Below are 24,059 nucleotides of genomic sequence, written 5' to 3'. Positions count from 1 at the left end.
GCGATGTTAGGGCACCGATGTTTAGTGAGCAAATCTTTAGCCATCTAAGCACTTCTGGCTGTGGCGCTTGTCTCAGCGGTGTGAAAGACGTAACCCGTCGTTGAATAGGAATCCAGCCTCATGCATACTCTTGCTTGACGTGAGGGAAGGGCAGAGTGGACATGGGAATCCGGACGGCGGTCGCCGGCGCCAGCGGTTACGCGGGCGGCGAGCTGCTGCGCATCCTGGCGGGACATCCAGAGTTCGAGATCGGCGCGCTGACGGCGGGCTCCAACGCGGGCACCGAGCTCGGCGCGCACCAGCCCCACCTGCGATCCCTGGCCGGACGCGTCCTGGAGGAGACGACCCCCGGCACGCTGTCCGGCCACGACGCGGTGTTCCTGGCGCTGCCGCACGGCCGGTCCGGGCCGCTCGCCGAGCAGCTGGGCGAGGACGTCCTGGTCATCGACTGCGGCGCCGACCACCGGCTCGCCGACCCGGGCGACTGGGAGCGGTTCTACGGCACCCCCCACGCGGGCACCTGGCCCTACGGGCTGCCCGAGCTGCCCGGCCGCCGCGACGCGCTGCGCTCCGCGAACCGCGTCGCCGTCCCCGGCTGCTACCCCACGGCCGTCTCGCTCGCGATGTTCCCCGCGCTCGCCGCGGGCCTCGCCGAACCCGACGTCGTCGTGGTCGCGGCGTCGGGGACCTCCGGCGCCGGGCGGGCCCTCAAGCCGCACCTGCTGGGCAGCGAGGTGATGGGCTCGGTGTCCGCGTACGCCGTCGGCGGCACGCATAGGCATACGCCCGAGATGATCCAGAACCTCGGTGCGGCGGCGGGGGAGCCGGTCACGGTCTCCTTCACCCCGACGCTCGCGCCGATGAGCCGCGGCATCCTCGCCACCTGCACGGCGAAGGCGCGTCCCGGCGTCACCGCCGCCTCGCTGCGCGCCGCCTACGAGGACGCGTACGCGGGCGAGCCGTTCCTCGGGCTCCTGCCGGAGGGGCAGTGGCCCGCCACGTCCATGACCCTCGGCGCGAACACCGTCCTCGTCCAGGTCGCGCTGGACGAGGCGGCCGGCCGCGTCGTCGTGGTCGCCGCCGTCGACAACCTCACCAAGGGCACCGCGGGCGGCGCGGTGCAGAGCGCCAACCTCGCCCTCGGCCTCCCGGAAGAACTCGGGCTGACCACGATCGGAGTGTCCCCTTGAGCGTCACCGCCCCCCGGGGTTTCCGCGCCGCCGGCGTCGTCGCCGGGCTGAAGGACAGCGGCAACCGCGACCTGGCCCTCGTCGTCAACGACGGGCCGTCCCGCGCGGCCGCCGGCGTCTTCACCCGCAACCGCGTGCGGGCCGCGCCCGTCCTGTGGTCCGAGCAGGTCCTCAGGGGCGCCCGCGTCCGCGCCGTCGTGCTGAACGCGGGCGGCGCCAACGCCTGCACCGGCGCCGCCGGCTTCCAGGACACCCACGCCACCGCGGAGAAGGCCGCCGAGGTGCTGGAGGACTCGGCGGGCGAGATCGCCGTCTGCTCCACCGGGCTGATCGGCGAGCGGCTGCCCATGGACCTGCTGCTGACCGGGGTCGACAGGGCCGCCGCGGAGCTGTCGCGCGGCGACGGCGGCCTCGCCGCCGCCGACGCGATCCGCACCACCGACACCGTCGCCAAGATCTCCTTCCGGCAGGGCGCCGGCGGGTACATGATCGGCGCGATGGCCAAGGGCGCGGGCATGCTCGCCCCGTCCCTGGCCACCATGCTGTGCGTCGTCACCACCGACGCCGATCTGCCCGCCGAGGCGCTCGACCGGGCGCTGCGCGCGGCCACCGGCGTCACCCTCGACCGGCTCGACGCCGACGGGTGCATGTCCACCAACGACACCGTGCTGCTGCTTGCCTCGGGCGCCGCCGGGATCGTCCCGGACGAGGAGGAGTTCACCGCGCTGCTCACCGAGGTCTGCGGCGACCTCACCCGGCAGCTGCTCGTGGACGCCGAGGGCGCCTCCAAGGCCATCGCGATCGAGGTCGTCGGCGCCGCGTCCGAGGACGACGCGGTCGCGGTCGGCCGCTCCGTCGCCCGCAACAACCTGCTCAAGTGCGCCATCCACGGCGAGGACCCCAACTGGGGCCGGGTGCTGTCGGCCGTCGGCACCACCGACGCGGTGTTCGAGCCCGACCACCTCAACGTCGCCATCAACGGCGTGTGGGTGTGCCGGAACGGCTCGTTCGGCGACGACCGCGACAAGGTCGACCTGCGCCCCCGCGACGTGACGATCACCGTGGACCTGTCCGCCGGCCCGCACAGCGCCACCGTCTGGACGACCGACCTCACGGCCGACTACGTCCACGAGAACTCGGCGTACTCCACATGAGCGCCGTCACCCCGGGCGCGCAGATGCGCAAGAACCGGCTGGGCGTCATGGACAAGGCCGAGACCCTGATCAAGGCGCTGCCGTGGCTGGAGCGCTTCCACGGCCGGACCGTCGTGATCAAGTACGGCGGGCACGCGATGACCGACGAGCGGCTGCGGCACTCCTTCGCCGAGGACGTGGTGTTCCTGCGCTACGCCGGGCTGAAGCCGGTGGTCGTGCACGGCGGCGGCCCGCAGATCAACGCGGCGCTGGCCCGCAACGGCATCGACTCGACGTTCACCGCCGGGCTGCGGGTCACCACGCCCGAGGCCATGGAGGTCGTCCGGATGGTGCTGACCGGGCAGGTCCAGCGCGACGTCGTCGGCCTGATCAACCGGCACGGCCCGTTCGCGCTCGGCATGTCCGGCGAGGACGCGAACCTGCTCACCGCCGAGCGCAAGCACGCGGTCGTGGACGGCGCGCCCGTGGACATCGGCCAGGTCGGCGAGATCGTCGAGGTGCAGGTCGGGGCGGTGCGGGCCCTGCTGGACGACGGCCGCATCCCGGTGATCTCCAGCGTCGCGCGCGGCGACGACGGCGAGGTCTACAACGTCAACGCCGACACCGCCGCCGCCGCGCTGGCCGTCGCGCTGGACGCGGAGAAGCTCGTCGTCCTCACCGACGTCGAGGGCCTGTACGCGGACTGGCCGGACAGCGACGACGTCATCGACCGGCTCACCGCCGACGAGCTGGCCGTCCTGCTGCCGGACCTGTCGGCGGGGATGGTTCCCAAGATGGAGGCCTGCCTGGCGGCCGTCCGCGGCGGCGTCCCGCAGGCCCACGTCCTGGACGGCCGGGTCCTGCACTCGCTGCTGCTGGAGATCTTCACCGACGAGGGGATCGGAACGATGGTGCTGCCCAGCCTTCCGGGCGCTTCCGGCCTGGAGGAGAAATGAGCGATCTGAGGGAGCGGTTCGAGGCGGCGTTCATGCCGAACTACGGCGTTCCGCCCGTGGCGCTCGCGCGCGGCGAGGGCTGCCGGGTGTGGGACACCGGCGGCCGCGAGTACCTCGACCTCATCGCCGGGATCGCGGTCAGCTCGCTCGGGCACGCCCACCCCGCGCTCGTCGAGGCGGTGTCGTCCCAGGCCGCGGCCATCGCGCACACGTCCAACCTGTTCCTGAACGAGCCGGAGGTGCTGCTCGCCGAGCGGCTGCGGGAACTGCTCGGCGGCGACGGGAGGGTGTTCCTCGCCAACAGCGGCGCCGAGGCGAACGAGTGCGCGCTCAAGCTCGCCCTCAAGTACGGGAAGGCGAACGGGCGCCCGTACTTCGTCGCGGCCGAGAACGGCTTCCACGGCCGGACGCTCGGCGCCCTGAGCCTGACCGGGAAGGCCGCGATCCGCGAGCCGTTCGGGCCGTTCGCGATCGACGTCCGGTTCGTCCCGTACGGGGACGCGGGCGCGCTCAGCGCCGCGGTGGACGAGGACTGCGCGGCGGTGTTCCTGGAGCCCACGCAGGGCGAGGCCGGGGTCGTCCCGCCGCCGGACGGGTACTTCGCCGCCGTCCGCCAGATCTGCGACGCGACGGGCGCGCTGTTCGTCGCCGACGAGATCCAGTCGGCGATCGGCCGCACCGGCGCCTGGTTCGCGTTCCAGCACGAGAACGCCAGGCCCGACGTCCTCACCCTCGCCAAGGGCCTCGGCGGCGGACTGCCGATCGGCGCGTGCGTCGCCTTCGGCCCGCACGGCGCTCTGTTCGCCAAGGGCGACCACGGCAGCACGTTCGGCGGGAACCCGGTCGCCGCGGCGGCCGCCCTCGCCGTCCTCACCACCATCGAGAAGGACGGCCTGCTCGCCAACGCCGCCTCCGTGGGCGAGGCCCTCGCCGCCGGGCTCGACGCCGTCGACCACCCGCTGTTCGCGGGCGTGCGGGGCCGCGGGCTGTGGCGGGCCGCGGTGCTGACCGGGCCGCACGCGGCCGCCGTGGAGGCCGCCGCACGCGACGCCGGCTTCCTCGTCAACGCGCTCCAGCCGGACGCGGTGCGCATCGCCCCGCCGCTGATCCTCACCGCTGAGCAGGCGGGCTCGTTCACCGAGGCGTTCCCCGGTATCCTCGACGCCGCCTCCCCCGAGCAGGAGAACTGACCGTGACCAGGCACTTTCTACGGGACGACGATCTCAGCCCCGGCGAGCAGGCCGAGATCCTCGACCTCGCCGCGCAGGTGAAGAAGGACCGTTTCGGCCACCGGCCCCTGGAGGGCCCCCGCTCGGTGGCCGTGCTGTTCGACAAGCCGTCCACCCGGACCCGGCTGTCGTTCGCCGTCGGCATCGCCGAGCTCGGCGGCGCTCCCCTGGTGATGGACGCGGGCACGAGCCAGCTCGGCCGCGGCGAGACCATCGCCGACACCGCCCGCGTCCTCGAACGCCAGGTCAGCGCCATCGTGTGGCGGACGAGCGGGCAGGAGCGCATCGAGGAGATGGCCGCCGGCACCACCGTCCCGGTCGTCAACGCGCTCACCGACGAGTTCCACCCCTGCCAGATCCTCGCCGACCTGCAGACCGTCCGGGAGGAGAAGGGCGACCTCGCCGGCGCCGCCCTCGCCTACCTCGGCGACGGCGCCAACAACATGGCGCACTCCTATCTGCTCGGGTGCGCGACGGCCGGGATGCACGTCCGGGTCGGCGCCCCCGCGTCCCAGCCGCCGGGCCCCGCGATCGTCGAGCGGGCCAAGAAGATCGCGGCCGCGACCGGCGGGTCCGTGACGGTCACCGCCGACGCCGCCGAGGCCGCCGCCGGGGCCGACGTCCTCGCCACCGACACGTGGGTGTCGATGGGCCAGGACGGCAAGCACACCGACCTGTACGAGCCGTACTCGGTGACCGAGGACCTGCTCGCCCTCGCCGACCCCGGCGCGATCGTCCTGCACTGCCTGCCCGCCTACCGCGGCAAGGAGATCGCCGCCTCCGTCCTCGACGGCCCGCGCAGCCGGGTGTGGAACGAGGCCGAGAACCGGCTGCACGCCCAGAAGGCGCTGCTCGTGTGGCTCCTGGAGCACGCCCGGTGACCACCCCCATGACCAAGGCCGCGCGGCACGCCCGGGTGATCGACCTGCTGACCCGGCACCCCGTCCACTCGCAGGGCGAGCTCGCCAAGCTCCTCGGCGACGAGGGCGTCGAGGTCACCCAGGCCACGCTCTCCCGCGACCTGGTCGAGATCGGCGCGGTGAAGCTGCGCGCCGACGACGGCAGCCTGATCTACGCCGTCCCCGGCGAGGGCGGCGAGCGGATCCGCCGCGCCCGCACCGGCGCCGCCGAGACCTTCACCGGGCGGCTCTCCCGGCTCGCCGCCGAGCTGCTCGTCTCGGCCGAGGCGTCGGCGAACCTGGTCATGGTGCGCACCCCGCCGGGCGCCGCCCAGTATCTGGCCTCGGCGATCGACCACGCCGAATGGCCGTCCATCCTCGGTACCGTCGCGGGCGACGACTCGATCCTCGTCATCGCCCGCGACCCGGACGGCGGAGAGGACGTCGCCCAGGCGCTGCTGCGGCTGACCGGCACGCGCGAGCGGCGAGGCCAGGGGCCGCCGGGCGGCCCAGAGCCCGGGCACGCCTGACCCGCGGGGCGCGGCGGATTCACCGTACGCTGTTGCGGACGCCGTCGCCGCGGCGTCCCGCGCGGGTGCGTCCGTGCCGCGTCCGGCGCGGGGCGGCGTGGTGAGATGGCAGTTGACCGAACGACCAGTGGTGGAAGAAGAGGATTCTCCGTGACCAAGGCACCGACGCGGCTGTGGGGCGGCCGGTTCGAAGGCGGCCCGTCGGACGCGCTCGCGAGGCTCTCGGTGAGCGTCCAGTTCGACTGGCGGCTCGCCCCCTACGACCTGATGGGGTCGCGCGCGCACGCCCGCGTCCTCAACCGGGCGGGCCTGCTCACAGACGACGAACTGGAGCGCATGACCGGTGCCCTGGACGATCTCGAGGAGGCGTGCCGGAGCGGCGAGTTCCGCCCCGCGGTCGCCGACGAGGACGTCCACACCGCCCTGGAGCGGGGCCTGCTGGAGCGCCTCGGCGCCCTCGGCGGCAAGCTGCGCGCCGGCCGCAGCCGCAACGACCAGGTCGCCACCGACCTGCGCCTGTACCTGCGCGACCACGTCCGCCAGATCGTGTCGCGGCTGGTCGAGCTGGAGACCGCGCTGATCGCGCAGGCCGAGCACAACCTCGGCGTCGCCGCGCCCGGCATGACGCACCTGCAGCACGCCCAGCCCGTGCTGTTCTCCCACCAGCTCCTCGCGCACGTCCAGCCGCTCACCCGCGACATCGACCGGCTCCGCGACTGGGACCGGCGCGCCGCCGTCTCCCCGCTCGGCTCCGGCGCCCTCGCGGGCTCCTCCCTGCCGCTGGACCCGCAGGCCACCGCCGCCGAGCTCGGCTTCGACGCCGCCGCGCCCAACTCCATGGACGCCGTCGCCGACCGCGACTTCGTCGCCGAGTTCCTCTTCGCCGCCGCGCTGATCGGCGTGCACCTGTCCCGGCTCGGCGAGGAGGTCTGCCTCTGGGCCTCCCAGGAGTTCCGCTGGATCGAGATGGACGACACCTACGCCACCGGGTCGTCGATCATGCCGCAGAAGAAGAACCCCGACGTCGCCGAGCTGGCGCGCGGCAAGGCCGGCCGCCTCATCGGGCACCTGGTCGGCCTGCTCACCACGCTCAAGGGCCTCCCGCTCACCTACAACCGCGACCTCCAGGAGGACAAGGAGGGCGCGTTCGACGCCGTCGAGACGCTGCTGCTCGTGCTGCCCGCCATGTCCGGGCTCATCGCGACCATGCGGGTCAACACCGAGCGGCTGGAGGCCCTCGCCCCGGACGGCTTCGCCCTCGCCACCGACCTCGCCGAGCTGCTCGTCCGCCGCGGCGTGGCGTTCCGCGACGCCCACGAGGTCGTCGGGCACCTCGTCGTCTGGTGCCAGGTCAACGACAAGGACTTCGACGACCTCACCGACGAGGAGCTCGGCAAGGTGTCGCCGCACCTGACGCCGGACGTCCGCGAGGTGCTGAACGTCCAGGGCGCCCTCGCGTCCCGCAAGGCCTACGGGGGGACGGCGCCCGACCGCGTCCGCGAGCAGATGGACGCGCTGCGCACGCTCGTCGACGGACACGCCGCCTGGGCCGCCGGCTCGGACTCCTGACCTGCGGAACGGGGGCGGCCGCCGCGGTGCGGACCGCCCCCTAGGCTGGTCGTCAGGCGAACCTGCCCTCTAGACCACGGTGAGGCGATGGACGGAGCGCTGCTGCCCCGGGAGTTCTTCGACGGCCCGGTGGAGGAGGTCGCGCCCGCGCTGCTCGGGCACGTGATCAGCCACCGCACCCCCGAAGGGGAGGTGGCGGCCCGGGTCACCGAGGTGGAGGCCTACGCGGGCCCGCTGGATCCGGCGTCGCACGCCTACCGGGGCCGGACCCGGCGCAACGAGGTCATGTTCGGGCCGCCCGGGCACGTCTACGTCTACTTCACCTACGGCATGCACTTCTGCATGAACCTGGTGTGCGGGCCGGCCGGGACGTCCATGGCGGTGCTGCTCCGCGCCGGCGAGATCATCGCGGGGGAGGACGCCGCCAGGGCGCGCCGTCCCCGTTCGACCGTCCGCGACCTGGCGCGCGGCCCGGCCCGGCTCTGCCAGGCCCTCGGCGTCGCTCGCGAGCAGAACGGGCTGGACGTGTGCGCGCCGGGCGGGGCCATGACGGTCCTCAGGGGCGACCCCGCGGACCCCGCGCTGATCCGCAACGGTCCCCGGACCGGTGTCAACGGCGCCAAGGAAGTCCCGTGGCGGTTCTGGATCGACGGCGAGCCGACCGTCTCCCCCTACCGCCCGCACGTCCCGAGGCAGCGCAGGAAGATCACTGCCGATGGCTGATCCGCCGCGGCCGCGAGGTCGGCCGGTGTCCGCCCCGCCGGGGCGGACGTTGAATATCGTTGGCGTGACACCCGCCCGCCGGTGCAGCCTGGTGGGTACACGGAAAGCAAGCCGGAGACGAGGGAGACCGTGACCGACATCCTTGACGATCTCGCGTGGCGCGGCCTGATCGCGCAGTCCACCGACCTGGACGAACTGCGGGCTTTGCTCGCCGCGGGACCGGTCACCCTCTATTGCGGTTTCGACCCGACGGCGCCTTCGCTGCATCTCGGCAACCTCATCCAGATCCTCACGCTGCGCCGCTTCCAGAAGGCCGGGCACCGGCCGATCGGCCTGGTCGGCGGCGCCACGGGGCTGATCGGCGACCCGAGCGGCAAGAGCGCCGAGCGCGTGCTGAACTCCGAGGAGACGGTCGCCGGCTGGGTCGAGCGGGTGCGCGGCCAGGTGTCGGCGTTCCTCGACTTCGGCGAGGGCCCGACCGCCGCGACGATGGTCAGCAACCTCGACTGGACCGGCCCGATGTCGGCCATCGAGTTCCTCCGCGACATCGGCAAGCACTTCCCGGTCAACCGGATGCTCGCCCGCGAGACCGTCAGGGCCCGGCTCGACTCGACCGGGATGAGCTACACCGAGTTCAGCTACGTCCTGCTCCAGTCCATGGACTTCCTCGAGCTGTACCGGCGCCACGGCTGCCTGCTCCAGACCGGCGGAAGCGACCAGTGGGGCAACCTCACCGCGGGCGTCGACCTGATCCGCCGGGTGGAGGGGGGAAGCGCGCACGCGCTGACCACGCCGCTGCTCACCAAGGCGGACGGATCCAAGTTCGGCAAGACCGCGGGCGGCGAGACCTACTGGCTCGACCCCGAGCTGACGTCGCCGTACGCGTTCTACCAGTTCTGGATCAATGCCGACGACCGGGACGTGGAGAAGTTCCTGAAGTTCTTCAGCTTCCGTCCCCGCGAGGAGATCGAGGACCTGGCCAAGCAGGGCGCCGACCGTCCGGCCGCGCGGGCCCCGCAGCGGGCGCTGGCCGAGGAGATGACCACGCTGGTGCACGGCGCTGACGAGACCGCCCGGGTCATCGCGGCCTCCCGCGCTCTGTTCGGACAGGGATCCTTGGAGGAACTGGACGAGAGGACGCTGCACGCCGCCCTCTCCGAGGTGCCCCGCGCGGAGGTGCCCGCGGGGGAGCTGCCGTCGGTGGTGGACCTTCTGACGGCGTCCGGCCTGTGCAAGAGCAAGTCGGAGGCTCGCCGCGCCATCGCCCAGGGCGGCGCCTACCTCAACAACGCCAAGGTCGAGTCGGAGGATGCCGTGCCGGCGGCCGCCGACCTGCTCCACGGCCGGTTCCTCGTCCTGCGGCGCGGCAAGCGCAACGTGGGCGGCGTCGAGGTGGCCACCTCCTGAAGCGCCTCCCGACCGCCCGCCCGGACCATCTCCGGGCGGGCGGTCGTCATGTGGAGGGCAAACTTCGGTAGATACACGTCACAGTGCGGTTACGACGGCTCCTGAACGGGCATGGTCTTAAGACTGAAAACAGTAGATGACCTGCGGATCCATGCCTCACCAGAGCCGATTTGACGGTCCTGGCGGCTGGACCTAATGTTCTACACGCCCCACAGGGGAGCGGGACGCCGACAGGCGGCCGGCCCCGAGGGGAAACCTCTGCAGACCCAGCTGGATGCTCTTTGTCGTGTCCAAAAGGGACTAACGAGGCCGAACCGCCCGAAGTTGAATAAACCAGGACGGATCGGGTAAGCTAGAGGGGTTGCCCCGGAGCCGGGGGCCGCGGAAGCGGGGTCCGGCGCGGTGGGTGTCCGTTTCTTGAGAACTCAACAGCGTGTTAAAAGCCAGTGCCTTTATCGGCTCGGTCAGTTTCATGGCCGGGTCGCCCCGTGCCGCTCTCGTTTATTCGGGGGTGGTGGGGATTTCTTTGAGGCAATGCTGTCCCTCGTTTGAGGGATGGTGATGCTGGGATTGTTTCCTGAGGTTTGGCTGGTCGGGGTTCGCCCCCTGGCTGGTCGTGTGACCTTGATGGAGAGTTTGATCCTGGCTCAGGACGAACGCTGGCGGCGTGCTTAACACATGCAAGTCGAGCGGAAAGGCCCCTTCGGGGGTACTCGAGCGGCGAACGGGTGAGTAACACGTGAGCAACCTGCCCCTGACTCTGGGATAAGCCCGGGAAACTGGGTCTAATACCGGATGTGACCAGCCTCCGCATGGGGTGTTGGTGGAAAGTTTTTCGGTTGGGGATGGGCTCGCGGCCTATCAGCTTGTTGGTGGGGTGATGGCCTACCAAGGCGACGACGGGTAACCGGCCTGAGAGGGCGACCGGTCACACTGGGACTGAGACACGGCCCAGACTCCTACGGGAGGCAGCAGTGGGGAATATTGCGCAATGGGCGGAAGCCTGACGCAGCGACGCCGCGTGAGGGATGACGGCCTTCGGGTTGTAAACCTCTTTCAGCAGGGACGAAGCTAACGTGACGGTACCTGCAGAAGAAGCGCCGGCTAACTACGTGCCAGCAGCCGCGGTAATACGTAGGGCGCAAGCGTTGTCCGGAATTATTGGGCGTAAAGAGCTCGTAGGCGGTTTGTCGCGTCTGTCGTGAAAGCCCACGGCTTAACCGTGGGTCTGCGGTGGATACGGGCAGACTAGAGGCAGGTAGGGGAGAATGGAATTCCCGGTGTAGCGGTGAAATGCGCAGATATCGGGAGGAACACCGGTGGCGAAGGCGGTTCTCTGGGCCTGTACTGACGCTGAGGAGCGAAAGCGTGGGGAGCGAACAGGATTAGATACCCTGGTAGTCCACGCCGTAAACGTTGGGCGCTAGGTGTGGGGTCCTTCCACGGATTCCGCGCCGCAGCTAACGCATTAAGCGCCCCGCCTGGGGAGTACGGCCGCAAGGCTAAAACTCAAAGGAATTGACGGGGGCCCGCACAAGCGGCGGAGCATGTTGCTTAATTCGACGCAACGCGAAGAACCTTACCAAGGCTTGACATCGCCGGAAAACCATCAGAGATGGTGGGTCCTTTTGGGCCGGTGACAGGTGGTGCATGGCTGTCGTCAGCTCGTGTCGTGAGATGTTGGGTTAAGTCCCGCAACGAGCGCAACCCTCGTTCCATGTTGCCAGCACTTCGGGTGGGGACTCATGGGAGACCGCCGGGGTCAACTCGGAGGAAGGTGGGGATGACGTCAAGTCATCATGCCCCTTATGTCTTGGGCTGCAAACATGCTACAATGGCCGGTACAGAGGGCTGCGATACCGTGAGGTGGAGCGAATCCCTTAAAGCCGGTCTCAGTTCGGATCGAAGTCTGCAACTCGACTTCGTGAAGTCGGAGTCGCTAGTAATCGCAGATCAGCAACGCTGCGGTGAATACGTTCCCGGGCCTTGTACACACCGCCCGTCACGTCACGAAAGTCGGCAACACCCGAAGCCCGTGGCCCAACCCTTGTGGGGGGAGCGGTCGAAGGTGGGGCCGGCGATTGGGACGAAGTCGTAACAAGGTAGCCGTACCGGAAGGTGCGGCTGGATCACCTCCTTTCTAAGGAGCATCAACTGGCCGGGTCGCCTCGTGAGAGGGATTCCGGTCGGTGGCTGCTGTTGACAGCGAATGTCTGTCAGGTGGCTGCTCATAGATGTGGAGCACTGGCTACTCAGCTCACTACGCGTGTGAGCCGGCAAGTACCGCCTCAGGGCCTTTCGGGGTTCCGGGGAGTGGGAACGGCGGTTTCGGGCGGGTGGTGGGTTGGACACGCTGTTGAGTCCTGAGGGAACGGGCGCGAGCCCGGGTGACCTCGGATTACGGGACCAGAACCGCACCTCTTGGTTGGGGTGTGGTTTTGGTGGGCCCGGTTGTTTTTTGAGAACTGCACAGTGGACGCGAGCATCTCTGGTAGATGACGGATTCGCGAGGGACTTTCGAGTCTTTTGTGGGTTTGTTGTTTATCTGCGATTTGTTCTGATCGTTTTGTGTGTTCAAGTTTTTAAGGGCATACGGTGGATGCCTTGGCATCAGGAGCCGATGAAGGACGTGGGAGCCTGCGATATGCCTCGGGGAGTCGGCAACCAGACTTTGATCCGGGGATTTCCGAATGGGGAAACCTGGCACTCGTCATGGGGTGTCGCCGCCTGCTGAATGTATAGGCAGGTTGGTGGGAACGCGGGGAAGTGAAACATCTCAGTACCCGCAGGAAGAGAAAACAATAGTGATTCCGTGAGTAGTGGTGAGCGAAAGCGGAGGAGCCTAAACCGTGCGCGTGTGATAGCCGGCAGGCGTTGCGTGTGCGGGGTTGTGGGACCACCCTGGTCCAGCTGCCGCTGGGCCGAGGAGTTATAAACTGCTCGGATAGTCGAATGGCTTGGGATGGCCGACCGTAGACGGTGAGAGTCCGGTAGACGAAATTTGAGTGGCTTCTGGGTGTGTTCCCGAGTAGCACGGGGCCCGTGAAATCCCGTGTGAATCTGCCACGACCACGTGGTAAGGCTGAATACTTCCTGATGACCGATAGCGGACCAGTACCGTGAGGGAAAGGTGAAAAGTGCCCCGGTGAGGGGTCGTGAAATAGTACCTGAAACCGTGTGCCTACAAGCCGTCAGAGCCTCCTCGGCGACTCTTCGGGGTTGTTGTTGGTGATGGCGTGCCTTTTGAAGAATGAGCCTGCGAGTTATGGTGTGTGGCGAGGTTAACCGGTGGCGGGTAGCCGTAGCGAAAGCGAGTCTGAATAGGGCGTTTTTAGTCGCATGCTGTAGACCCGAAGCGGAGTGATCTAGCCATGGGCAGGGTGAAGCGCCGGTAAGACGGTGTGGAGGCCCGAACCCACCAGGGTTGAAAACCTGGGGGATGACCTGTGGTTAGGGGTGAAAGGCCAATCAAACTCCGTGATAGCTGGTTCTCCCCGAAATGCATTTAGGTGCAGCGTCGCGTGTTTCTTGCCGGAGGTAGAGCTACTGGATGGCTGATGGGCCCTACCAGGTTACTGACGTCAGCCAAACTCCGAATGCCGGTAAGTGAGAGCGTGGCAGTGAGACTGCGGGGGATAAGCTTCGTAGTCGAGAGGGAAACAGCCCAGATCATCGGCTAAGGCCCCTAAGCGTGTGCTAAGTGGGAAAGGATGTGGAGTTGCTGTGACAACCAGGAGGTTGGCTTAGAAGCAGCCACCCTTGAAAGAGTGCGTAATAGCTCACTGGTCAAGTGATTCCGCGCCGACAATGTAGCGGGGCTCAAGCACACCGCCGAAGCCGTGGCATTGACACGTAAGTGTTGATGGGTAGGGGAGCGTCCTGTATCCGGTGAAGCCTCGGGGTGACCCAGGGGTGGAGGGTGCGGGAGTGAGAATGCAGGCATGAGTAGCGAATCACACGTGAGAAACGTGTGCGCCGGATGACCAAGGGTTCCTGGGGCAGGCTAATCCGCCCAGGGTAAGTCGGGACCTAAGGCGAGGCCGACAGGCGTAGTCGATGGACAACGGGTTGATATTCCCGTACCCGCTGGTATGCGCCAACGCTGAACCTTCTGATGCTAACCACCCGAACTGTTCTTTGGGCCTTCGGGCCTGGTGGATGGGGAGCGTGGGACCCGAGGGGGTAGTAGGTGAGTGATGGGGTGACGCAGGAGGGTAGCTCAGCCCGGGCGATGGTTGTCCCGGGGTAAGGCTGTAGGGAGAGAGACAGGTAAATCCGTCTCTCGCGTATCCTGAGAGCTGATGCCGAGCCGTTTTAGGTGAAGTGAGTGATCCCATGCTGCCGAGAAAAGCCTCTAGCGAGTGTACCGGCGGCCCGTACCCCAAACCGACTCAGGTGGTCAGGTAGAGAATACCAAGGCGATCGGGTGAACTGTGGTTAAGGAACTCGGCAAATTGCCCCCGTAACTTTGGGAGAAGGGGGACCTTGCCTGGTGATGGCATTTTCTGTCTGAGCTGGGTGGGGTCGCAGAGGCCAGGGGGAAGCGACTGTTTACTAAAAACACAGGTCCGTGCGAAGTCGTAAGACGCTGTATACGGACTGACGCCTGCCCGGTGCCGGAACGTTAAGAGGACCGGTTAGGGGGACTTGTTCCTTCGAAGCTGAGAATCTAAGCGCCGGTAAACGGCGGTGGTAACTATAACCATCCTAAGGTAGCGAAATTCCTTGTCGGGTAAGTTCCGACCTGCACGAATGGCGTAACGACTTCCCCGCTGTCTCAACCACAGGCCCGGCGAAATTGCAGTACGAGTAAAGATGCTCGTTTCGCGCAGCAGGACGGAAAGACCCCGGGACCTTCACTATAGCTTGGCATTGGCGCTTGGAGCGTCTTGTGTAGGATAGGTGGGAGACTCTGAAGCTCAGACGCCAGTTTGGGTGGAGTCATTGGTGAAATACCACTCTGGTCGTTTTGAGCGTCTAACCCGCACCCGTGTATCCGGGTGGGGGACAGTGCCTGGTGGGTAGTTTAACTGGGGCGGTTGCCTCCCAAAATGTAACGGAGGCGCCCAAAGGTTCCCTCAGCCTGGTTGGCAATCAGGTGGCGAGTGCAAGGGCACAAGGGAGCTTGACTGTGAGACGGACGTGTCGAGCAGGTGCGAAAGCAGGGCCTAGTGATCCGGCACCTACGTGTGGAAGTGGTGTCGCTCAACGGCTAAAAGGTACCCCGGGGATAACAGGCTGATCTTCCCCAAGAGTCCATATCGACGGGATGGTTTGGCACCTCGATGTCGGCTCGTCGCATCCTGGGGCTGGAGTAGGTCCCAAGGGTTGGGCTGTTCGCCCATTAAAGCGGCACGCGAGCTGGGTTTAGAACGTCGCGAGACAGTTCGGTCCCTATCCGCTGTGCGCGTAGGAGAATTGTGAGGGTCTGTCCCTAGTACGAGAGGACCGGGACGGACGAACCTCTGGTGTGCCAGTTGTCCCGCCAGGGGCACGGCTGGTTGGCTACGTTCGGTCGGGATAACCGCTGAAAGCATCTAAGCGGGAAGCCTTCCTCGAGATGAGTTCTCCCACCCCTTTGTGGGTGTAAGGCCCCCGGTAGACGACCGGGTTGATAGGCCGGAGATGGAAGCGCGGTAACGTGTGGAGTCGACCGGTACTAATAGGCCGAGTGGCTTGAACACACTGAACGTTCAGAGTGAGTCGCTGTGTGAGTTTGTTCGCGTCCCTGTGTGGTTCCCAGGAAACAACCGGGAACCCGTGTTGATAAGTGAATGTCGAGCCGAATGGTTCGAACGTGGATTTGCCCGCCCCTTTGGGGTGGTGCGTTGAGACGTTCGGTGGTTTTGGCGAGGGGGAAACACCCGGTCCCATCCCGAACCCGGAAGTTAAGCCCTTCAGCGCCGATGGTACTGCATGGGGGACCGTGTGGGAGAGTAGGACGCCGCCGGACATATTTTGCAGAAAGGCCCCGCCGTTACCGGCGGGGCCTTTCTCATTTCCGCGGCTTGTGGCGCCGGTGTCAGCGGCCGAGCGCACCGTCGAGCGTGGCGGCCCACTGGTGGAGCAGGCGGGTACGGCGGACCGAGTCGTCGGTGAGGAGGTCCGCCAGGCCGAGGCCGCGGACCAGGTCGAGGGTCGCCTGGACCGTTTCCCGGACGCCGGGGACCGACTCGTCCGCGCCCAGGGCCTCGACGGTGAGGCGGTGCGCCTCGCGGCCGACGCGCGCCTCGAGCGGAACGACCTGCGCGCGGAGCTGCTCGTCCGAACTGGCCGCGACCCAGAGCTGAAGCGCGGCCCGGAAGAGCGGAGTCGTGTACATCTCGCCGAGGAGCGCGACGACGTCCAGAGTGGAGGGGCGGCGGCCGGCGAGCGCGTCGAGACGCTCGCGCATCCGCGCCATCCGCACGTCCGAGCCGTACTCGACCGCCGCCGTCACCAGCTCCTCGCGCGTGCGGAAGTGGTGCTGGGCGGCGCCCCGCGAGACTCCCGCGCGCTCGGCGACCACCGCCACCGTCGTGCCCGCCCAGCCCACGGAGGCCAGGCAGTCGATGGCGGCCTCCAGGAGGCGCTGCCGCGTGGCGCGGCTGCGGTCCTGCTGCGGTTCGCGGGGGAGTGCCTGGGCGGTCATGAAGTCCTCGGGTCGGCGGTCACCCCCAGTCAACCAAACGATCAGGCCGAGAAACAATCATGCACGATTGATTTTTTATGGGCGGGCTGGCAGGGTTCAGGCCATGAGCCAACCGCTGCGGGTCGGTAACGCCTCGGGCTTCTACGGCGACCGCTTCTCCGCCGTGCGGGAGATGCTGGAGGGCGGGCCGCTGGACGTCCTCACGGGCGACTACCTGGCCGAGTTGACGATGCTGATCCTCGGGCGCGGGAAGATGAGGGACCCGGACGCCGGGTACGCCGCGACGTTCCTCCGGCAGATGGAGGAGTCCCTCGGGTCGGCGGCGGAGCACGGCACCGCGATCGTCGCGAATGCCGGCGGGCTCAACCCGCGGGGGCTGGCGGACCGGCTGCGCGAGCTGGCCGCCCGGCTCGGGATCGACGTGAGCATCGCCCACGTGGAGGGCGACGACCTGCTGCCCCGGGCTGAGGAACTCGGCCTGGCGGACGCCCGCCGCGGCCGGCCGCTCACCGCGAACGCCTACCTGGGCGCCTGGGGGATCGCCGAGTGCCTGCGGGCCGGCGCGGACGTGGTGGTGACGGGACGGGTCACCGACGCGTCCCTGGTCGTGGGCCCCGCCGCCGCGCACTTCGGCTGGGCGCGCGACGACTGGGACGCGCTCGCGGGCGCGACGGTCGCCGGGCACGTCCTGGAGTGCGGCGCGCAGGCGACCGGCGGCAACTACGCCTTCTTCCAAGAAATCTACAATGTAAAGGCACCGGGCTTTCCGATCGCCGAGATCCATCCGGACGGCTCCAGCGTGATCACCAAGCACGACGGGACGGGCGGCGCGGTGACGGTGGAGACCGTCACCGCCCAGCTCCTGTACGAGATCGGCGCGCCGTCCTACGCCGGTCCGGACGTGACGACGCGGTTCGACACGATCGAGGCGGCGCAGGACGGGCCCGACCGGGTGCGGATCAGCGGCGTCCGGGGCGGACCGCCACCGCCGTCCACCAAGGTCTGCCTGAACCACCTGGGCGGCCACCGCAACGAGATGACCTTCGTCCTCACCGGCCTGGACATCGAGGCCAAGGCCGAGCACGCGAAGGCGCAACTGGAGGCCGCCTTCGCGGAGGCCCGGCCGGCCCGCGTCGAATGGACGCTCATCGGCGCCTCCGCGCCGGACCCGGCCACGCAGGGACAGGCCACCGCCCTGCTCCGCTGCGCCGTCCTCGACCCGGACCCGGAGAAGGTCGGCCGCGCGTTCAGCGGCGCCGTCGTGGAACTCGCCCTCGCCGGCTATCCGGGCTTCACGATGACCTCCCCGCCCGGCAAGGGCGGCCCCTACGGCGTCTACACGCCCGCCTACGTCCCGAACGAGGCCGTTCGGCATGTCGCGGTGACCCACGAGGGCGAGCGCATCGCCATCCCAGCGGCCCCGCACGTGCGAGACCTCGAAGCCGCGACCGAGCGGCCGCGCGCTGCGGGCGTCCCACCCGGCACCACTGTTCGCGTGCCGCTGGGGCGTGTCGCCGGGGCGCGCAGCGGGGACAAGGGCGGGGACGCCAACATCGGCGTGTGGGCCCGGACCGACGCGCAGTGGCGCTGGCTGGAGCCGTTCCTGAGCACCGAACGACTCCGCGAGTTGCTGCCGGAGACCCGCGAGCACGCCGTGCACCGGCATGTGCTGCCCAACCTCCGTGCGGTGAACTTCGTCGTCGAAGGGCTGCTGCAGGAGGGTGTGTCCGCCTCGACCCGGTTCGACCCGCAGGGCAAGGCCCTGGGGGAGTGGCTGCGGTCCCGCCTCGTCGACATCCCGGAGGCAGTCCTGTGACCCTCAAGAGCACCCTGGACGCGCGGAGCCCGGAGTACCGGGAACGCCGCGCGGCCATGCTGGAGAAGCTGGCGGCTCTGGACGCCGAGCACGCCAAGGCCCTGGAGGGCGGAGGCGAGAAGTACGTCGAGCGGCACCGGAAACGCGGCAAGCTGCTCGCGCGCGAGCGGATCGAGCTGCTGCTCGACCCGGACTCGCCGTTCCTCGAACTGAGCCCCCTCGCCGCGTGGGGGAGCGACTTCCCGGTGGGCGCGAGCGTCGTCACCGGCATCGGCGTCGTCGAGGGCGTCGAGTGCGTGATCGTGGCGAACGACCCGACGGTGCGGGGCGGGTCCAGCAACCCGTGGACGGTGAAGAAGAGCCTCCGGGCGTCCGACATCGCGCTGGAGAACCGGCTCCCCGTCATCAACCTGGTCGAGTCGGGCGGCGCGGACCTGCCGACGCAGAAGGAGATCTTCATCCCGGGCGGCCGCATGTTCCGCGACCTGACCCGGCTGTCGGCCGCCGGAATCCCCACGATCGCGCTCGTGTTCGGCAACTCCACGGCGGGCGGCGCCTACATCCCGGGCATGTGCGACCACGTCGTCATGGTCAAGGAGCGCGCGAAGGTGTTCCTCGGCGGGCCTCCGCTGGTGAAGATGGCGACGGGGGAGGAGGCCGGCGACGAGGAGCTCGGCGGCGCCGAGATGCACGCCCGCACCTCCGGCCTCGCCGACTACATGGCGGCGGACGAGGCGGACGCGCTGCGCCTCGGACGCCAGATCGTCGCGAACCTCAACCACCGCAAGCCCGGGCCGGCGCCCGGCCCGGTCGAGGAACCGCTGTACGACGCCGAAGAGCTCGCCGGGATCGTCCCCGAGGACCTGAAGGTCCCCTTCGACCCTCGCGAGGTCATCGCGCGGATCGCCGACGGGTCGCGGTTCGACGAGTTCAAGCCGCTGTACGGGACGAGCCTGGTCACCGGGTGGACGCGCGTCCACGGCTATCCGATCGGGGTCCTCGCCAACGCGCAGGGCGTGCTGTTCGGGGACGAGGCGCAGAAGGCGGCGCAGTTCATCCAGCTCGCCAACCAGAGCGACACCCCGCTGCTGTTCCTGCACAACACGACCGGCTACATGGTCGGCAGGGAGTACGAGCAGGCCGGGATCATCAAGCACGGCGCCCTGATGATCAACGCGGTGGCCAACAGCAGGGTCCCGCACATCTCGATCGTCATGGGCGCCTCGTACGGGGCGGGCAACTACGGCATGTGCGGCCGCGCGTACGACCCGCGCTTCCTGTTCGCCTGGCCGAGCGCCAAGTCGGCGGTGATGGGGCCGCAGCAGCTCGCGGGCGTCCTGTCGATCGTGGCGCGGCAGGCGGCGCAGGCGCGCGGGCAGGCCTACGACGAGGACCAGGACCGCGCGATGCGGGAGATGGTCGAGGCGCAGATCGAGGCCGAGTCGCTGCCGTTCTTCCTGTCCGGGCGGCTCTACGACGACGGGGTGATCGACCCCCGCGACACCCGGACCGTCCTCGGCCTGTGCCTGTCCGCCGTCCACAACGCGCCCGTGCGCGGAGCCGAGGGCTTCGGCGTCTTCCGGATGTGAGTGTCGAACAATGATCAACAGAATGCTGGTCGCCAACCGCGGCGAGATCGCCCGCCGCGTCCTGCGGGCCTGCCGGGACCTCGGCATCGGGACGGTCGCCGTCCACTCCGACCCCGACGCCGCCGCGCCGCACGTCCGGGAGGCGGACGTGGCCGGGCGGCTGCCCGGGGCGTCCCCGGCGGAGACGTACCTGTCGGCGGAGCGGCTCCTCGCCGTGGCGAGGCGGGCCGGGGCCGACGCCGTCCACCCGGGCTACGGGTTCCTGTCGGAGAACGCGGGGTTCGCGCGCGCCGTCGTCGACGCCGGCCTGACCTGGATCGGCCCGCCGCCCGAGGCGATCGCCGCGATGGGTTCCAAGATCGAGGCCAAGAAGCTGATGGCCGCGGCGGACGTCCCGGTGCTGCCCGAGCTCGACCCCGCCCGGGTCGGCGGCGCGGACCTGCCGCTGCTGGTCAAGGCGTCCGCGGGCGGCGGCGGTCGGGGCATGCGCGTCGTCCGGACGCCCGGGGAGCTGGAGGACGCCGTCGCGGGGGCGCGCAGGGAGGCGGAGTCGGCGTTCGGCGACCCGACCGTGTTCTGCGAGCCGCTGCTGGAGGACGCCCGCCACATCGAGGTGCAGATCCTCGCCGACGCGCACGGGACGGTCTGGACGCTCGGCGAGCGGGAGTGCTCGATCCAGCGCCGCCACCAGAAGATCATCGAGGAGGCGCCGTCCCCGGCCGTCGGTCCCGAGCTGCGCGCGCGGCTGTGCGGGGCGGCGGCGAGCGCGGCCCGCGCCATCGGCTACACCGGCGCGGGCACGGTCGAGTTCATGCTGGCGCGCGACGGCCGCTTCTTCTTCCTGGAGGTCAACACCCGCCTCCAGGTCGAGCACCCGGTCACCGAGTGCGTGTACGGGGTGGACCTCGTCCGGCTGCAGATCGAGGTCGCCGAGGGCGCCCGCCTGCCGCAGGCGCCGCCGGAACCGCGCGGCCACGCCATCGAGGTCCGCCTCTACGCCGAGGACCCCGCGCGGGACTGGCGGCCCGCCGGCGGCACGCTGCACACCTTCGAGGTGCCGGGGGCGGACGCCGAGTTCGCCGTGCCGGCGGCGTACGGGCTGCGGCTCGACAGCGGCGTGGAGAGCGGCGCCGAGGTCGGCGTCCACTACGACCCGATGCTCGCCAAGGTGATCGCGTGGGCGCCGTCCCGGGCCGCCGCCGCGCGCCGGCTGGCGGCCGCGCTGCGCGGCGCCCGCGTCCACGGCCTCACCACCAACCGCGACCTGCTCGTCCGGATCCTGGAGGAGCCGGCGTTCCTGGCCGGCGACACCGACACCGGCTACCTCGACCGCGTCGGCCTCGACGCCCTGGCCGCGCCGCTGGCGGACGAGGCGGCGGTCCGGGTCTGCGCGCTGGCCGCCGCGCTCGCCCAGGCCGCCGCGGACCGGGCGGGCGCCGCGGTGCTCGGCGGTCTCCCGTCGGGCTGGCGCAACGTGCGGTCCCAGCCGCAGCGCAGGACGTTCGAGGGGCCCGGCGGCCCGGTCGACGTCGACTACCGGCTGGACAGGGACGGCCTGACCTCCGAGCTGTGCCCTGGCACGTCGCTGCTGTCCGCGGCGCCCGGGCGCGTCCTCCTCGACCACGACGGCCTCCGCGAGACCTTCACGGTGACCGCCGCCGGGGACGCGGTGCACGTCGACTCCCGCCTCGGCGCGGTCACGCTCGTCGCCGTCCCGCGGTTCGCCGACCCGAGCGGCCGGATCGCCCCGGGCTCCCTCCTGGCCCCCATGCCCGGCACCGTCGTCCGCGTGGAGACCGCGCCGGGCGCGGGCGTCGCCGAAGGGCAGACCCTCGTCGTCCTGGAGGCGATGAAGATGGAGCACCGCATCGCCGCGCCGGCCGCCGGGACGGTCGCCGAACTGAACGTCACCGCGGGGCAGCAGGTCGAGTCAGGCGCCGTCCTCGCCGTCATCGAAGGGACCCCCGAATGAGCTTCGTCGAGACCGAGGAGCGGCGGGCCCTGCGCGCCGCCGTGGCCGAACTGGGCGGCGCGTACGGCTCCTCCTACTACGTGGAGAAGGCCAGGTCCGGGCAGAAGACCGACGAGCTGTGGGCCGAGGCCGGGCGGCTCGGCTACCTCGGCGTCAACGTGCCGGAGGAGTACGGCGGCGGAGGCGGAGGCATCGGCGACCTCGCCGCGGTGTGCGAGGAACTGTCGGCCGCGGGCTGCCCGCTGCTGCTCATGGTCGTGTCCCCGGCGATCTGCGCGACGATCATCGCCCGGTCCGGCACCGAGGACCAGCGGAAGCAGTGGCTGCCGCGCTTCGCCGACGGCTCGGTGAAGATGGCCTTCGCGATCACCGAGCCCGACGCCGGCTCCAACGCGCACCGCATCACCACCACGGCGCGCCGCGACGGCGACGGCTGGGTGCTGAACGGGCAGAAGACGTTCATCTCCGGCGTGGACGAGTCGGACGCCGTGCTCTTCGTCTCCCGCACGCAGGACCAGAAGGGCAACCTGCGGCCGTCGCTGTTCATCGTCCCGACCGCCGCGCCCGGCTTCACCTTCACCCCCATCGACATGGAGATCGTGTCGCCGGAGAAGCAGTTCGTCTGCCATCTCGACGACGTCCGGCTGCCGTACGACGCCCTCGTCGGCGACGAGGACGGCGGCCTGCTCCAGCTGTTCGCCGGCCTCAATCCCGAGCGCATCATGGCCGCCGCGATGGGCGCCGGGATCGGCCGGCTCGCCCTCGGCAAGGCGATCGGTTACGCGGCGACCCGGCAGGTGTTCAAGACGCCGATCGGCGCGCACCAGGGCCTCGCGCACCCCCTCGCCGCCGCCAAGATCGAGCTGGAGCTGGCGCGGCTGATGGGGCAGAAGGCCGCCTGGCTCTACGACGAGGGCGACGACACCGGCGCCGGCGAGGCCGCGAACATGGCCAAGTACGCCACCGCCGAGGCCGCGATCCACTGCGTCGACCAGGCCATCCAGACCCACGGCGGCAACGGCCTCACCACCGAGTACGGCGTCGGGATGCTCGCGGGGGTCGTCCGGCTGATGCGGATCGCCCCCGTCAGCCGCGAGATGATCCTCAACTACGTCGCGCAGCACTCCCTGGGGCTGCCCAAGTCCTACTGACGATTGCGGTGGCGGCGCGGGACCGGGCGGCCTAGAATCCTGCCGTTCCGGCGCTTTGATCAGATGAAGATCGAGACCCGAGGGACTCACGTGTACGGTCCGCCATCAGTCCCGCTGCCCGCCGCCGTGCCCGTACCGCCCGTGCCGCCTCCCGCCGCGGCCCCGCGCGGCCGCCGGCTGGCGGCCTGGGGCATCGACACCGCCCTCCTCGTCGGCGCCGCGATCCTCCTCGGCATGATGACGTGGGGACGGCTGAACGGGCTCCTCGGGGACGGGCTCTGGGGCGACGCCCTGTCCGCGGCGGGCGGGCTCCTGGTGTCGGGAGGCGACGTCCAGCAGGCCGCCGAGAACTTCGGCACGGGCATCTGGAAGACGGTCGTCAGCGCCGTCGAGCAGGCGCTGCTCCTGCTCGTCCTGATCGAGTTCCTGCACCAGTTCGCGGGGCAGGCCTTCACCGGCCGCACCGTCGGCAAGGCCGTCCTCGACCTGCGCGTGGAGAACGCCAGGTCCGCCAAGTCCAGGGCGCTGCGCCGTTCGCTGGTGACCACGGCGGGCGGCACCGGCCTCTACTGCACCGCGTGGATCCTCCTCCTGCACGGCCTCTTCTTCCTCTCCCTCGTCACCTGGCTGGCGGCCGTCGCGGTGTTCCTGGCCAACAGCGCGCCGACCCTCGTCGGCGCCCGCCGCCGGGCCCTCGCCGACCTGGTGGCGGGGACGGCCCTCGTCCGCGCGGACGGCTACCGGCGCGCCGCCGAGGCCGCGCGGCAGGGCGCCGTCATCGCCTGGGACGGCACGCAGGCGGCGGGACAGATCGCGGGCCAGGCCGTCCGGGAGAACGCCGCCCGCGTCGCCCAGGCCGAATCGATGCGGCGCGCACTCCAGTCGGAGCGCGCTCGGCAGATGCAGGATCTGGGCCGGCGGTCCGCCGCCCGGATGCAGGGCGCGGTGCACGGCGAACGGGCGCAGCAGGTCGGCGACGCGGGCAAGCGCGTCGGCGGCCGGCTCAGGAACGCCTACCGGGAGCGCCGGGCCGCCCGCCGGCAGCCGCTGCCCCCGGGGCCGGAGCAGCCCGCCCTTCCGCCGCCCGCACCGCACTACGACCCCTACGGTCGGTTCGACCCCTACGCCCAGCCCGGCCAGTACTCACAGCCCGGCCAGTACGAACCGCCGCAGCAGTACATGCCGCCCCCGCAGCAGTAGCGGCACAGCACACCCCAGGACCGCAGAAGTCCCACCGAATCCCCGTCCTACCGGCAGGCGGCCA

15 protein-coding genes and 3 rRNA genes are annotated in these 24,059 nt (G+C 69.8%); 17 read left to right on the top strand and 1 reads right to left on the bottom strand.

Translation table 11 applies throughout. From position 1 onward, the window contains the following. Nucleotides 1-161 precede the first annotated feature (161 nt). The 12 genes from argC (at nucleotide 162) to rrf (ending at nucleotide 15,589) form a co-directional block, all read left to right on the top strand. On the top strand, nucleotides 162-1,190 hold the full coding sequence (argC, locus tag ACQEU6_RS10900; RefSeq protein ID WP_499340135.1) for an N-acetyl-gamma-glutamyl-phosphate reductase: 1,029 nt from the start codon (nucleotides 162-164) through the stop codon (nucleotides 1,188-1,190). Further along, a complete protein-coding gene (argJ, locus tag ACQEU6_RS10895) occupies nucleotides 1,187-2,344 on the top strand; it encodes a bifunctional glutamate N-acetyltransferase/amino-acid acetyltransferase ArgJ (protein WP_499331160.1) in 1,158 nt (385 codons plus the stop codon). Before argC ends, argJ begins: the two co-directional genes overlap by 4 nt. Nucleotides 2,345-2,367: 23 nt before the next feature. Then, a complete protein-coding gene (gene argB, locus ACQEU6_RS10890) occupies nucleotides 2,368-3,279 on the top strand; it encodes an acetylglutamate kinase (RefSeq protein WP_499340133.1) in 912 nt (303 codons plus the stop codon). Then, a complete protein-coding gene (locus ACQEU6_RS10885; protein WP_499331157.1) occupies nucleotides 3,276-4,469 on the top strand; it encodes an acetylornithine transaminase in 1,194 nt (397 codons plus the stop codon). Before argB ends, ACQEU6_RS10885 begins: the two co-directional genes overlap by 4 nt. A gap of 2 nt (nucleotides 4,470-4,471) precedes the next feature. Continuing rightward, a complete protein-coding gene (gene argF, locus ACQEU6_RS10880; RefSeq protein WP_499331155.1) occupies nucleotides 4,472-5,389 on the top strand; it encodes an ornithine carbamoyltransferase in 918 nt (305 codons plus the stop codon). An 8-nt stretch (nucleotides 5,390-5,397) separates the two neighbouring features. Then, entirely contained in the window at nucleotides 5,398-5,937 is a 540-nt protein-coding gene (locus tag ACQEU6_RS10875; RefSeq protein WP_499340131.1) for an arginine repressor, read from the top strand. 150 nt (nucleotides 5,938-6,087) lie between these two features. Continuing rightward, nucleotides 6,088-7,506: an argininosuccinate lyase gene (argH, locus tag ACQEU6_RS10870; protein ID WP_499331154.1), complete on the top strand. Its 1,419-nt coding sequence runs from the start codon at nucleotides 6,088-6,090 to the stop codon at nucleotides 7,504-7,506. An 87-nt stretch (nucleotides 7,507-7,593) separates the two neighbouring features. Beyond that, nucleotides 7,594-8,229 carry a DNA-3-methyladenine glycosylase gene (locus ACQEU6_RS10865; protein WP_499331152.1) on the top strand — a complete coding sequence of 212 codons (636 nt, stop codon included), beginning with the start codon at nucleotides 7,594-7,596 and terminating at the stop codon, nucleotides 8,227-8,229. A gap of 129 nt (nucleotides 8,230-8,358) precedes the next feature. Beyond that, a complete protein-coding gene (gene tyrS, locus ACQEU6_RS10860; RefSeq protein ID WP_499331150.1) occupies nucleotides 8,359-9,636 on the top strand; it encodes a tyrosine--tRNA ligase in 1,278 nt (425 codons plus the stop codon). A gap of 624 nt (nucleotides 9,637-10,260) precedes the next feature. After that, nucleotides 10,261-11,776: ribosomal RNA gene (locus tag ACQEU6_RS10855) — 16S ribosomal RNA — on the top strand. A gap of 432 nt (nucleotides 11,777-12,208) precedes the next feature. After that, nucleotides 12,209-15,320, top strand: a 23S ribosomal RNA gene (locus tag ACQEU6_RS10850). 152 nt (nucleotides 15,321-15,472) lie between these two features. Next, a 5S ribosomal RNA gene (gene rrf, locus ACQEU6_RS10845) occupies nucleotides 15,473-15,589 on the top strand. The 16S, 23S and 5S rRNA genes sit together here, the layout of an rRNA operon. Nucleotides 15,590-15,658: 69 nt before the next feature. Here the strand turns inward: rrf and ACQEU6_RS10840 are convergent. Then, complete coding sequence (locus ACQEU6_RS10840; RefSeq protein WP_499331148.1) at nucleotides 15,659-16,267, bottom strand: TetR/AcrR family transcriptional regulator; 609 nt, start codon at nucleotides 16,265-16,267, stop codon at nucleotides 15,659-15,661. A 103-nt stretch (nucleotides 16,268-16,370) separates the two neighbouring features. Between ACQEU6_RS10840 and ACQEU6_RS10835 the strand changes: the two genes are divergently transcribed. The 5 genes from ACQEU6_RS10835 to ACQEU6_RS10815 all read left to right on the top strand — a co-directional run bounded on the left by ACQEU6_RS10835 (nucleotide 16,371) and on the right by ACQEU6_RS10815 (nucleotide 23,995). After that, nucleotides 16,371-18,083 carry an acyclic terpene utilization AtuA family protein gene (locus tag ACQEU6_RS10835; RefSeq protein WP_499331147.1) on the top strand — a complete coding sequence of 571 codons (1,713 nt, stop codon included), beginning with the start codon at nucleotides 16,371-16,373 and terminating at the stop codon, nucleotides 18,081-18,083. 56 nt (nucleotides 18,084-18,139) lie between these two features. Further along, nucleotides 18,140-19,672: an acyl-CoA carboxylase subunit beta gene (locus ACQEU6_RS10830; RefSeq protein ID WP_499340129.1), complete on the top strand. Its 1,533-nt coding sequence runs from the start codon at nucleotides 18,140-18,142 to the stop codon at nucleotides 19,670-19,672. A gap of 10 nt (nucleotides 19,673-19,682) precedes the next feature. Continuing rightward, nucleotides 19,683-21,644, top strand: a complete 1,962-nt coding sequence (locus tag ACQEU6_RS10825; protein ID WP_499331145.1) for an acetyl/propionyl/methylcrotonyl-CoA carboxylase subunit alpha — start codon at nucleotides 19,683-19,685, stop codon at nucleotides 21,642-21,644. After that, nucleotides 21,641-22,795, top strand: coding sequence for an acyl-CoA dehydrogenase family protein (locus ACQEU6_RS10820; RefSeq protein ID WP_499331144.1), 1,155 nt, complete (start codon nucleotides 21,641-21,643; stop codon nucleotides 22,793-22,795). The genes ACQEU6_RS10825 and ACQEU6_RS10820 overlap by 4 nt, the downstream gene beginning before the upstream one ends. 90 nt (nucleotides 22,796-22,885) lie before the next feature. Continuing rightward, the gene (locus ACQEU6_RS10815) at nucleotides 22,886-23,995 is read left to right on the top strand and encodes an RDD family protein (protein ID WP_499331143.1); all 1,110 of its coding nucleotides are present in this window, start codon (nucleotides 22,886-22,888) and stop codon (nucleotides 23,993-23,995) included. Nucleotides 23,996-24,059 lie beyond the last annotated feature (64 nt).

It is taken from the genome of Spirillospora sp. CA-108201 (assembly GCF_050936235.1).
Classification (GTDB): domain Bacteria; phylum Actinomycetota; class Actinomycetes; order Streptosporangiales; family Streptosporangiaceae; genus Spirillospora.
This window is presented reverse-complemented; position numbering and strand designations above follow the sequence as displayed.

Bases quoted from the DNA above. Each gene is read 5' to 3' on its own strand.
- argC (WP_499340135.1), top strand. From the start codon at position 162: ATGGGAATCCGGACGGCGGTCGCCGGCGCCAGCGGTTACGCGGGCGGC.
- argB (WP_499340133.1), top strand. From the start codon at position 2,368: ATGCGCAAGAACCGGCTGGGCGTCATGGACAAGGCCGAGACCCTGATC.
- ACQEU6_RS10885 (WP_499331157.1), top strand. From the start codon at position 3,276: ATGAGCGATCTGAGGGAGCGGTTCGAGGCGGCGTTCATGCCGAACTAC.
- ACQEU6_RS10875 (WP_499340131.1), top strand. From the start codon at position 5,398: ATGACCAAGGCCGCGCGGCACGCCCGGGTGATCGACCTGCTGACCCGG.
- ACQEU6_RS10865 (WP_499331152.1), top strand. From the start codon at position 7,594: ATGGACGGAGCGCTGCTGCCCCGGGAGTTCTTCGACGGCCCGGTGGAG.
- ACQEU6_RS10840 (WP_499331148.1), bottom strand. From the start codon at position 16,267: ATGACCGCCCAGGCACTCCCCCGCGAACCGCAGCAGGACCGCAGCCGC.
- ACQEU6_RS10835 (WP_499331147.1), top strand. From the start codon at position 16,371: ATGAGCCAACCGCTGCGGGTCGGTAACGCCTCGGGCTTCTACGGCGAC.
- ACQEU6_RS10830 (WP_499340129.1), top strand. From the start codon at position 18,140: ATGCTGGAGAAGCTGGCGGCTCTGGACGCCGAGCACGCCAAGGCCCTG.
- ACQEU6_RS10825 (WP_499331145.1), top strand. From the start codon at position 19,683: ATGATCAACAGAATGCTGGTCGCCAACCGCGGCGAGATCGCCCGCCGC.
- ACQEU6_RS10820 (WP_499331144.1), top strand. From the start codon at position 21,641: ATGAGCTTCGTCGAGACCGAGGAGCGGCGGGCCCTGCGCGCCGCCGTG.